Annotated in this window: 8 protein-coding genes; 3 read left to right on the top strand and 5 right to left on the bottom strand. The window is 47.8% G+C overall.

The features are described from left to right. Positions 1-77 precede the first annotated feature (77 nt). The 3 genes from P6910_RS12630 to P6910_RS12620 form a co-directional block, all read right to left on the bottom strand. Positions 78-1,409, bottom strand: a complete 1,332-nt coding sequence (locus P6910_RS12630; protein WP_317141656.1) for an MATE family efflux transporter — start codon at positions 1,407-1,409, stop codon at positions 78-80. Positions 1,410-1,646: 237 nt separating this feature from the next. Continuing rightward, a complete protein-coding gene (gene metH / locus P6910_RS12625) occupies positions 1,647-5,354 on the bottom strand; it encodes a methionine synthase (RefSeq protein WP_317141655.1) in 3,708 nt (1,235 codons plus the stop codon). A 303-nt stretch (positions 5,355-5,657) separates the two neighbouring features. Further along, entirely contained in the window at positions 5,658-6,857 is a 1,200-nt protein-coding gene (locus P6910_RS12620; protein ID WP_317141654.1) for a multidrug effflux MFS transporter, read from the bottom strand. A gap of 326 nt (positions 6,858-7,183) precedes the next feature. Here P6910_RS12620 and nfuA point away from each other — a divergent pair, with 326 nt between their 5' ends. Continuing rightward, positions 7,184-7,765: a Fe-S biogenesis protein NfuA gene (nfuA, locus tag P6910_RS12615; protein WP_317141653.1), complete on the top strand. Its 582-nt coding sequence runs from the start codon at positions 7,184-7,186 to the stop codon at positions 7,763-7,765. Positions 7,766-8,031: 266 nt separating this feature from the next. Here nfuA and P6910_RS12610 read toward each other — a convergent pair whose 3' ends face one another. Further along, positions 8,032-9,279 carry a protein kinase domain-containing protein gene (locus tag P6910_RS12610; RefSeq protein ID WP_317141652.1) on the bottom strand — a complete coding sequence of 416 codons (1,248 nt, stop codon included), beginning with the start codon at positions 9,277-9,279 and terminating at the stop codon, positions 8,032-8,034. A gap of 175 nt (positions 9,280-9,454) precedes the next feature. On the opposite strand from P6910_RS12610, the gene greB reads away from it, so the two are divergent. Together greB and P6910_RS12600 are read left to right on the top strand one after the other, a co-directional pair. Further along, positions 9,455-9,940, top strand: a complete 486-nt coding sequence (gene greB / locus P6910_RS12605) for a transcription elongation factor GreB (protein ID WP_317141651.1) — start codon at positions 9,455-9,457, stop codon at positions 9,938-9,940. 249 nt (positions 9,941-10,189) lie between these two features. Beyond that, positions 10,190-10,501, top strand: a complete 312-nt coding sequence (locus P6910_RS12600) for a hypothetical protein (protein WP_317141650.1) — start codon at positions 10,190-10,192, stop codon at positions 10,499-10,501. Positions 10,502-10,544: 43 nt separating this feature from the next. Here the strand turns inward: P6910_RS12600 and P6910_RS12595 are convergent, their stop codons facing one another. Further along, the gene (locus P6910_RS12595) at positions 10,545-11,621 is read right to left on the bottom strand and encodes a 3-deoxy-7-phosphoheptulonate synthase (RefSeq protein ID WP_317141649.1); all 1,077 of its coding nucleotides are present in this window, start codon (positions 11,619-11,621) and stop codon (positions 10,545-10,547) included. Positions 11,622-11,701: the final 80 nt, after the last annotated feature.

The raw sequence follows: 11,701 nt of genomic DNA, 5'->3' as shown, positions 1-11,701 counted from the left end.
TTCCGATCCGCACATCTTGTCGTCTTATTCATGATCTCATGGATTTGACGACAAAATACTGTTATGGCGGGAAATGTCTAAACAGTGATTCTTTCCCACTTGCGGGTCTGCCAGACCATGACAAAAGCCATTGAGCTGATCAGTCTTTGCAACGTCTGAACCAGCCAGACTGCAGTCAGTCCAAGACCGAGTACAGGCCCAACCAGCCAGCACAGCGGCAGCAGGATTAACCACTGTCCGGCGGCTCTTATGCCCAGCACAGTGCGATTTGCACCGGCACCCAGGAGAGCCTGTGTGAATACAAGGGAGGCTGCATCAAGGAAGATGCTCATACCGGTCAGCTGAAGAGGAATTTTTCCCATTTCGACAAGAGACTCCTGATGAAGGAAGAGGCTTAGCAGGAACTCGGGGGCAATAAGTAATGGCAGACTCAGAAGCAGCAGTACACTGGCTGCCACCTTGACAATATCCCAGCCCCAGCGCCAGGCTTTATCCGGTTTACCGGCTCCCAGGCTCTGACTCACCAGGGTATTAGCGGCCATACCCATACCCATACCCGGTAAAATTAATAACAGGGAAATATTCATAAGAACATGGGCTACGGCCAGTTCACTGGTTCCCATCTGGGCAATGATGGCAAATAGCACCATGAAGCCGAGAGAGAACAGCAACTGTTGCATAGAATCCGGAACAGCCAGTCTGATCAGTCGAATGGTTTGCCTGAAGTCACGTTTCATTAAAAATCTGAAGTCCATGAATCCCTGTTCTCTGGCGATCCCCAGAAGGCTGAACAAATTCAGCATGGCGGCGAGGTACATAGCCAGAAAAGTACCAAGTGCTGCACCGGGAACACCCATTGCAGGTAATGGACCTATGCCATAGATAAAGAGGAAACTTACCAGCGCATTGAAGAGATGGGAGACGACCAGAATACGCAGGAACCCTGAAGGTCTGCCAGTGCCATTCCAGTAACCTCTGAAAGAGAGGCAAAGAGCGGCAGCAGCCAGGGACATGACACGAATTCGAAAATAGCTAACGGCGGTGTCATGTACCAGTTCACCCTGGTTAAAAATTTGCAATATCCAGGGGGCTAACAACATCAATATGAGACTGACGGGCAGGGCAAAGAATAGTGCGATGATGATGCCATGGTTGACGGGTGTCGCACAGAGAAGGCTAAGGCCAGCACCTAATCTGCGGGCTACCTGGGCCTGTACACCGGCGGAGAGTCCTGCAACGAGGGAGAGTGCGACAAAGTTTGCGTAACTGGCGGCACCTACTGCAGCAAGTGCTTCTTTTCCCAGGGGCCCTACCAGGGCAGCATCGACAAGATTCAGGAGGCTTTGTGACAGCATCGCTATGATGATAGGGGTGCTCAATTTCAGTATGGTAGTAACGCGCTGTTTCAAGCAAACCTCAGGCTTTTTAGATGTTTCTGATAGATTGTATGCGTTTAGAAGTGTCTGTGTCACGCCAGAACTGAATGCTTTTTATCCTGCTGCAGAGATTATCGGCTGGTTTCTAATGAGAATATGTCCGGGCTGAAGACTTTCTGGAAAAGTGATTTAAAGTATTAAACATTTCAGTGACTGGAACAGATCTTTGAGAGCAGAGATCTGTTCCTGCCTGATTCGATAAGTCCTGGCTTATTCCAGGTTTGGGCGTAACCAGCGTTCGGCTTCTTCCAAACTCATGTCCTTTCGCTCAGCGTAAGAAGCAAGCTGGTCCCTGGCGATCTTACCCAGACCAAAGTATTTGGATTCCGGGTGAGAGAAGTACCATCCACTGACACTGGCAGCAGGCATCATGGCAAAGTGTTCTGTCAGGTTGACTCCGGTATTTTCCTCTCCATTCAGAAGCTCAAACAGTGCTGTTTTTTCTGTGTGGTCCGGACAGGCCGGGTAGCCCGGGGCAGGGCGGATGCCAGTGTACTTTTCCTTGATGAGTTCTTCATTACTCAAGGCTTCATGGGGAGCGTAGCACCAGAATTCCTTGCGAACTTTTTCGTGCATATGCTCGGCAAAAGCTTCTGCCAGACGATCGGCAAGCGCTTTGACCATGATGCTGTTGTAGTCATCACCTTTGTCTTCGTAGGTTTTAGCCAGTTCGTCTGCACCAATTCCCGCCGTAGTGATAAAACCACCCACATAGTCTTTCAGGCCGGTGGCTTTTGGCGCCACAAAGTCTGACAGGCAGTAGTTTGGCTTATCATCCGGTCTCGGGTTCTGTTGACGAAGATGATGAAGCATGACTTTGACTTCAGAGCGACTTTCGGTGGTATAAACCTCAAGGTCATCGTTGTTCACCTGGAACGCTGGCCAGAAGCCAATAGCCGCACGAGCACCAATCTTCTTGTTCTCAACAAGATCTTTCAACATGGCTCTGGCATCGTTGTAAAGGTTGGTGGCTGCTTCACCGACAATTTCATCTTCCAGAATATTCGGATACTTTCCCGCCAGATCCCAGGTGATGAAAAAAGGTGTCCAGTCGATGTACTCCACGAGTTTTTCCAATGGGTAATCTTCAAAGACTTTTACACCTGTGAAGGTTGGAACGGGTGGTTGATAGTTGTTCCAGCCTGCATCAAAACGATTATCAACGGCTTCCTGATAAGTCAGTAGTTGTCGCTTATTACTGCGCTTCTCGTGGCGTACTCGAATTTTTTCGTACTCGGTACGCGTCTCCTCGATCAGTTCCGGTTTTAATCGTTTACTCATCAGTCGAGTGGCAATACCAACACTGCGGGATGCATCGGTCACATAAAGCGCTATATCATTCTGAAACTGTGGCTCTATCTTAACCGCTGTATGAGCTCTGGAAGTGGTTGCACCGCCGATTAACAGGGGCAGATGCATGTTCTGGCGTTGCATCTCGCTGGCGACATGCACCATTTCGTCCAGAGACGGTGTGATCAAACCACTGAGACCAATGATGTCGACGTTTTCTTCCCTGGCTACCTGGAGGATTTTTTCGCAGGGCACCATAACACCGAGATCGATTACCTCGAAGTTGTTACAGGCCAATACAACGCCGACTATATTTTTGCCAATGTCGTGTACATCGCCTTTAACGGTAGCCATCAGTATCTTGCCGTTGGACTGAACGTCGCCGTCTTTCTCTTCTTCAATGAAGGGAATCAGGTGGGCAACGGCCTGTTTCATAACACGGGCACTTTTGACGACCTGCGGTAGAAACATTTTACCGGCTCCAAACAGATCGCCGACCACGTTCATACCATCCATCAATGGACCTTCGATAACATGAATGGGGCGATCTGCCTGTTGACGAGCTTCTTCGGTGTCTTCAACAATGTAGGTGGTTATCCCTTTCACGAGAGCGTGTTCAAGACGTTTGTTGACGTCCTGCTCACGCCAGGAAAGGTCTTCGACTTTCTTCTGGCCGGTGCTGCCAGCGCGATAGTCCTCTGCAATGGCCAGCAATGCTTCTGTGGCTAAGTTATTGCGGTTGAGAATGACATCTTCAACCCGTTCACGCAGCTCTTTGGGGATTTCCTCGTAAATTTCCAGCTGTCCGGCATTCACAATACCCATCGTCAGGCCATCTTTGATGGCGTGATACAGGAAGACAGCATGAATTGCTTCCCTGACCGGGTTATTACCCCGGAATGAGAAAGAAACGTTACTGACGCCGCCAGAGATCATGGCATGGGGCAGGTTTTCCCTGATGTGGCGAGTTGCATTAATGAAGTCCACCGCATAATTGTTGTGCTCGTCAATACCGGTGGCCACAGCAAAGATATTCGGGTCAAAAATAATGTCCTGGGGCGGGAAGCCAACTTCATTAACCAGAATGTCGTAAGAACGCTTACAGATTTCTATTTTGCGGGCTTCGGTGTCAGCCTGACCGGTCTCGTCAAAAGCCATCACCACAACGGCAGCACCGTAATTACGGCATAGCCTTGCCTGGTGGCGGAAAGCCTCTTCGCCTTCTTTCAGGCTGATAGAGTTAACAATACCTTTCCCCTGAATGCATTGCAGGCCGGCTTCGATGACATCCCATTTAGATGAGTCCACCATGACCGGTACTTTGGATATGTCCGGCTCGGAGGCCACCAGATTCAGGAAAGTGGTGATAGCCTTTTTGGCATCCAGCATCCCTTCATCCATGTTGATGTCGATGACCTGGGCACCGTTTTCAACCTGCTGGCGGGCTACGTCCAGAGCGGTGTCGTAATCTTCTTCAATAATCAGGCGTTTGAAGCGTGCAGAGCCGGTTACATTACAACGTTCACCCACATTGACAAACAGGGAGTCTGCAAAAATATTGAAGGGTTCAAGGCCGCTTAAACGACAGGCGACAGAAATTTCTGGAATCTGTCGTCTTTCAATGGACGCCATTTTATCAGCAATTGCACTGATATGAGCGGGTGTACTACCGCAGCAACCACCGATAATGTTCACCAGGCCGGATTCAGCAAATTCGGCAACAATTTCTGCCATTTCAGCCGGAGCTTGATCGTACTCTCCAAACGCATTCGGCAGGCCGGCATTCGGGTGTGCGCTGATATAAGTGTTGGCAATGTTTGACAGCTCTTCCAGGTAAGGGCGTAACTCGCTGGCACCCAGGGCACAGTTCAGACCTACAGAGATAGGATTGGCGTGTTGAACAGAGTTCCAGAAAGCTTCTGTGGTCTGCCCTGAAAGGGTGCGTCCGGAGGCATCGGTAATGGTGCCTGAAATCATGATGGGCAGTTCGTAGCCCAGTTCGTCGAACAGTTCCTTTACGGCAAAGATAGCGGCTTTGGCATTCAGGGTATCGAAAATGGTTTCGATTAAAATGATATCGGAACCGCCCTCAATCAGTGCAAGGGCTGCTTCTTTGTAGGCAATAGCCAGTGCTTCAAAGCTGGTGTTGCGATAGCCTGGATTGTTGACGTCAGGCGAAATCGAAGCAGTTCTGTTGGTTGGGCCTAGTACTCCTGCTACAAAACGGGGCTTATCAGGGTTTTGAGCGGTGGCTGCATCCGCGACTTCCCGGGCTATACGGGCTGACTCCCGATTGATCTCCGGTACGAGATGTTCCATCTCGTAATCAGCCATGGCAATAGTTGTAGCGTTGAAGGTATTGGTTTCCAGAATGTCAGCACCGGCATCCAGGTAAGACTGGTAAATCTCCTTGATAATTTCAGGGCGTGTCAGAGAGAGAAGGTCATTATTGCCCTTGAGGTCACAGCCGTGATGAGCAAACCGTTCGCCACGGTAATCTTCTTCATCCAGTTTATAGCCTTGAATCATGGTGCCCATGGCACCGTCAAGGATCAGAATCCGTTTCTCCAATTGCTCTTTGAGAAGGTTTGCTCTTGGAAAGTGTGCTCTTTCTTGACTGTTAGGCATGGGTACAGATTCCGGGCCAGTTCTCTCTATTGCCATGAAACAGGCCGCCAAGATTTCAGTTTGACGGCTCACGGCTGCTTGTAAGTATTTTCAGGAGGGCGATGGTATCAGAAATGAGCCGAAGAGTGTCTACTTCAAATTACTCATGTCCATAGAAAAAGTAAGTAATATGGGGGGGGATTGTGACACAGCTGCAGGCATAATGACGTAAACTCACGGGCGAATAAAATATTTGCGAGTTTTGACAGGCCATAAACCCAAAGGGTCTGGACCCCTCTTTGGCCGTTTTTAACATCGGGATGCTTATGCTGAAGCCTGAATATTGTCATGGCTATTCTTTTGAAGGCAAAACCCAGCGACCAGGGTGGCAACCAAAGTTACACTGGCAAGCGTCAGTGTACCCATTTGTGGCAGTGAACCCACCAAACCACTGACCATTGTAGCCAGCAGCATTTCTATGAAGAAGATCAGGCCGGCAGCGGTGCCTGCATTGCTAATCATATGTTCGGTGGCTCTGGCCTGGCATAGGGGCATAAAGAGACCCAGTCCCAGCTCAAAGACAACCATACCAAACATATAACCCGGAATAGAGCTGCCATGACTCCACCAGGCAGTAGCAAAGGAAATGTTTGCACCTGCAGCCAGAGTGATCCAGGCAAGTCGAGTACTTTTCTCACGTCCTAACCGGTCATTCAATTTGGGGCCATAGGTGGCACTGAAAAGGTAGCCTGCAATGGCTATCGCAAAGAGGAATCCATAATATTTTGGAGCCAGGCCCAATTGGCTGATCATTACAAAAGGACCACCGGCGACAAAAACAAAAGCGCCAGAGAAGGCTGTCCCGGCAGCGATAGTGAACCGTAAATAGCGCCAGTCAGTTAATACGTCTTTATAGCCTGAGAGGATAGGGTGGCCAACACTTCTGGGGATTTGATGTTTTTCAGGGATAAATAGCAGGCTAATCATCGCAATAATGGCCATTGCCCCCATGGCCAGAATGTTGTACCTCCAGCCTGCATATTCTTGAATAAATCCACCTGCGATGGGAGCCAGCATAGGGGCCAGTGTCAGGCAGGCGCTGATGTAGGACAGCATCCTCACTTCCATTTGGTCGCGGAAGTAATCTTTGGCCAAAATTCGGGCAACGGCAGTACCAAAGCAACCAAATACGGCCTGGGCAAAGCGTGCAGCGATGAACAGGCCAATGTTATTGGTCAACAGGGTGACAGCAGTGGCAAGCAGGTAGAGGGCATAACCCAGCATCAAGGTCTTTTTACGACCCAGGCGGTCAGCCAGCGGGCCCACAATGAGCATCGATATCGAAAAACCCAGCATAAAAATACCGATACTCCACTGGGTTGTAGCACTGTTACTGCCAAAATATTCTGTTATAGCCGGAAGAGAAGGTGAATATATATCGATAGATACCGGACCAACAATGGCAAACAGTGTCAGTATCATCAGGACAGTAGTGGAGTGTTTTTCTATATCTAATGAGCTCATGGCTGCGACTCGTTCTACTGAAATTTATGCGTGAAGGGATAAGTTCGACGGGCTCGAAGGAATTAATTGGACCCTTACTTTCAGGCAAAATTCCCCTGTACCCTGGAAAAAGAGCGCGAAGGGTACAAGCTTTTGAACTGGGTAACAATCGTATAATTTCACATAAGACTGGGGACTCACGAAGCATTAAAGAGACAACTACAGTAATGGGGTGTAACCTGCCGTCGTTGAAGCACAAGTCTTTAATACCTGACTGCCCCACTGGGGATTTCAACATAACGCCGAATGGCATAGAATGTCGACAGAATGTTGAGAGGGTTCTTGAGTTGAAGATTACATTTACGGAAGCAGCACGAAAGTACCTGGCCACCCTGTTAGAGAAGCAGAATGTGGAGGGTATTGGGGTGCGTCTGTTCGTTACCCAGCCTGGTACTCCTTATGCTGAAACCTGCCTTGCCTACTGTAAACCTGGAGAGGAGAAGGAAGGGGATCTGATTCTTGAGCTGGAATACTTCAATTGCCATGTAGAAGGAAAAAGTGAACAGTACCTGGAAGACGCTGTTGTTGATTTCTCCGAAGATAAACTGGGTGGCCAGCTGACTATCAAGGCACCGAATGCCAAATTGCCTCAAGTCAGTGAAGACAGTCCGCTGGACGAGAAAATCAACTATTTCCTGCAGACCGAAATCAACCCGGGGCTGGCTTCCCACGGTGGTGTTGTTTCTCTGGTTGAGATTGATGAGGATGTTGCTGTTTTGCAGTTTGGTGGTGGTTGCCAGGGCTGCAGTGCAGTGGATCTGACTTTGAAAGACGGTGTCGAGAAAACTCTGATCGAACGAATTCCTGAGTTGAAGGGCGTCAGGGATGTGACAGATCACAGCATTACCGAGAACGCATACTTCAAGTAAGAGGCTGTCTGTCTGAAGAACCGGTTTATAGGCTAATGGCACTCCGTTAAGCGAGTCCCGTCGTCCCATAAACCGGTTTTTTGTGCACTGGAAAATGGTGCAAATAGCGAATCAGCATCACTTAATTATGTATGTACAATATACAATCATATTTAATGCTGTTAATTGAAATGAGGCTCCGTTCAAACTTTAAAACTCATATAAAAAAAGAGGGACCGATTGTTCATCAGTCCACATTTATTTGGGAGGCTATGGCAATCAGGCAATTATCTGGCAGCAACGGGGTTGTCTAATTCCTCTTTGAAGCAACGATGGTTTAGAGCTTGCTCTGCTGTACATCTCTTCTCTGGGTTGGCTTCCAGTAGCTTAGGCAAGAGTTCTAAAATCATGAAACGATGCCCGGATCGAGTCTCTCTTTCCAATGTTTTACTACAGGCATCTTTTAATTTTTTGCCATATTTAACGATGGCCTCTCTGGATGTCTCCAACTTACCGGTGTTTTGCAGGGTCTCAACTATGTGTCCATTGGTAATCCTCTGACTCTCTTCAGGAGCAATCCAATGAGCGATAGTGACACCTAGCGCCCAAATATCACCAGCTGTCTCGTAACCTTTTTCGTGGGAGAAAGCTTCTGGTGGCAAAAGTTCAGGGTGAGGAACGTTAAAAATGGTGTCAGAAAAGTATTTTACCCGGTTCATCATGGATTTATCATGAAGTGCCGCTCTGTCCTGATGTTGGGTTGCCATGCCAAAACCATCAAGTCTAATCTGGTTATCATCCTCAACAATGCATTCTTTGCTGACACAGCCGTGGGCAAAACCTTTGCTATGGATGTAAACCAGACAGTCCAAAACTGGCTTTATTTTGTCTGTAAATGGTTTTAAGGACTCTCCGGCCTTAGGGCAGACCAGTGCTGCGGGTGATCCTGAATAGGCTTTGAATGTTTTTCCATCTGCCTCAACAAGGCTTGGTAAATAGCTAGCGCCTGTATCCTGTTTTCCTTTTTTTTGGTGCAGCTTCTGGATTGTTTCAACTTCGTTGGCATGCCATTTTTCAAGTTGTTGATTTTTCTTCTTGACCAATTCTTCAAGTGCAGTGCAGGTGGCCTCAAGCTCTTTGTCCGTGAGCTCATTGGCAGAGCTGTTCTTGCGGACATTAACCCAGTCTCTGATATCCTCAGGTACTCGTTTGTTAAGGTTGATGCAACGCTGGACAGAATCAGCATCTTCATCCCCCTTTTCTACACAATAGTGACCTTTGACTCCGACCAGTGCGCCCTTGGTTAAGTCTCTTGGATTAACGTAATAACGAGGGACAGGCTCTTGTGATTCAATATTTCGTTCAAAGACCGGGACAATTAATATTTCGACTCTTTCCAGCTTGAGCAGTTTGGCAACAAATTCAAGTTTGATGCTTCGCAAAAATGCGTAGAACCAACTTTCTTTATATTGTTTTTCCAGTGTCGGTAATTTATTGGCTGGTTCGGCTAGACCGGGTGTAGGTAGGGCTTCCATGGTAATCGTCCTTGATTGATCAATATTCACACTATAGATGAAAATGTAAATAAAATGACTGCGCTGGATGATATTGATACAAACAGTGCCTTGATTGATTTCTATCTTTGATTAGGATGTTGGGTTAACTCATTTTTTTCTATAAAAAAGCTGGATTTCACTGGATTGGCATTGAATGAAGTCGAATCTTATTACACAAGCTGGCAAAGACAAGCTTGAAGAAGAGCTGCATGACCTCTGGCGGCATAAGAGACCCAAAGTGACTCAGGCAGTTTCTGAAGCAGCAGCATTGGGTGACCGAAGTGAGAATGCTGAGTATAAGGAAGGGAAAAGGCTGCTGAGAGAAATTGATCGAAGAATTCGCTTTCTCACCCAGCGGCTTGATGTTGTCAAAGTGGTGGATTATTCACCTGAGCAGGAAGGCAAGGCTTTTTTCGGTGCCTGGGTAGAGGTCGAGAATGAGGAAGGGGATGTGCTTCAATGCCGGATTGTGGGGTCTGATGAAATTGACGTCAAGCGGGGCCACATAACGGTTAATTCACCCATGGCCAGGGCTTTAATCGGTAAGCAGGTTGACGACGAAGTATTGGTCAGAACGCCGGAGGGAAACAAAATCTGGTTTATCAACAAGATACAATACAAGCCTTTCAATTCACTTTGATAGCAATTTCGGTTCTGGATTTTTTAACCGGAGTTCATAACCAAAGAGCAGAGCCTTTTGCTGTATTTTTACCTAAGATGGTTTTAGGGTGTAACAGTTGGCCATAAACGTATATCATAATGCGCCTTTTTTGTGATGTTTCTGGTTGTTCCAGTAAATAAAAAAACTGTGAAACGGTATAAGCAAGCCATACTGTCAAATTTCTTCGTAGCCAAGATCATCAAATCTTGCGGCTCCCGGTGTACACACTTGGTAGAAGCCAATCTTGATATTGAATCTCGCGCGGATCGCACACTGTGTACAGAAGTGTTACACGGCGCGCACCACTATGAAGTGCTGACCAATCACTTGCTGCCGGAAGTTTGCCCGATTTGTGCTGCTATCTTGGCTAGAAGAATCAGTAATATGCCAAAAAAACGCTTGATTTCTTCCAGTTTTCTCAATGAAGTTTGTGTAGAAGTGCCAGAATCGCAAATGGACCTGTTATCTGGTCTGAGAGAAGAGATGGATGTATCCGGGACTAAAGAGGCCGCACAAGGACATCAATTCGATTTGTTTTAAAGGACGCTGACACAGTCATAAATTGACCGTGTCATGCTGTTAATTATTCTGTAATTCTTGCAGGAAGTATGTTTTTCAGCTTCTCCTTCATATCACGAAGGGTTTTCTCTGTAGTTTCCCAGTCAATGCAGGCATCAGTAATCGATACACCGTATTTCAGGTCTTCAAGGTTTTCGGGCACTTTCTGGGCACCCCAGCCAATGTTGCTTTCTATCATGAGGCCCACAACAGATTTGTTGCCTTCGATAATCTGATTGGTCACGTTTTCCATGACCAAAGGTTGAAGCGCCGGGTCCTTGTTAGAGTTAGCGTGAGAGCAATCAACCATAACGTTTGGCTTGATGCCGGCATTCTCAAGCTCCTGCTCGCAAAGAGTCATGCTGACAGAGTCATAGTTGGGCTTGCCGTTACCACCGCGCAGAACAATATGACCATATTGGTTCCCCTTGGTACGCGTGACAGCTACCTGACCATTGCCATCAATACCCAGGAAACGATGAGGATTGGATACCGAGTTCAGAGCGTTGATCGCTACTTCCAGGCCGCCATCTGTACCGTTTTTGAAACCCACAGCCGAAGACAAACCACTGGCCATTTCACGGTGGGTCTGGGATTCAGTGGTACGGGCACCGATAGCAGACCAGGACACCAGATCCTGCAGGTATTGTGGCGAGATAGGATCCAGAGCTTCGGTGGCTGAAGGCATACCAAGCTCAGCAACATCCATCAGCAGGCGACGGCCAATGTGCAGACCTTCTTCAATCTTGAAAGAGTCATTGAGGTGTGGGTCGTTAATCAGTCCTTTCCAGCCCACAGTGGTACGTGGCTTTTCGAAATAGACGCGCATGACCAGATAGAGAGTGTCGCTAAGCTCATCTGCCAGTTTCTTTAGACGTCCGGCATAATCCATGGCCGCCTCAACATCATGGATAGAGCAGGGACCTACCACAACAAAAAGACGATGATCCTTGCCATCAAGAATGTTGCGAATAACTTCACGGCCTTCGGAAACGGTTCGCTCAGCAGCTTCGCTCAAGGGAATTTCCTTTTTCAGCTGCTCTGGAGTGACCAGTAAGTCCTGGGATTCAATGTTCAGGTTTTCAATCGGTAATGCGGCCATTTGTTTCGCTCTCAACTTTAATTATTACTCCCTTCCGGGTTTGCGCCTTAGATTGCTCGCCCGGTTATGTAGAAGTCGGG

The organism is Endozoicomonas sp. 8E (assembly GCF_032883915.1).
GTDB lineage: Bacteria > Pseudomonadota > Gammaproteobacteria > Pseudomonadales > Endozoicomonadaceae > Endozoicomonas_A.
This window is presented reverse-complemented; position numbering and strand designations above follow the sequence as displayed.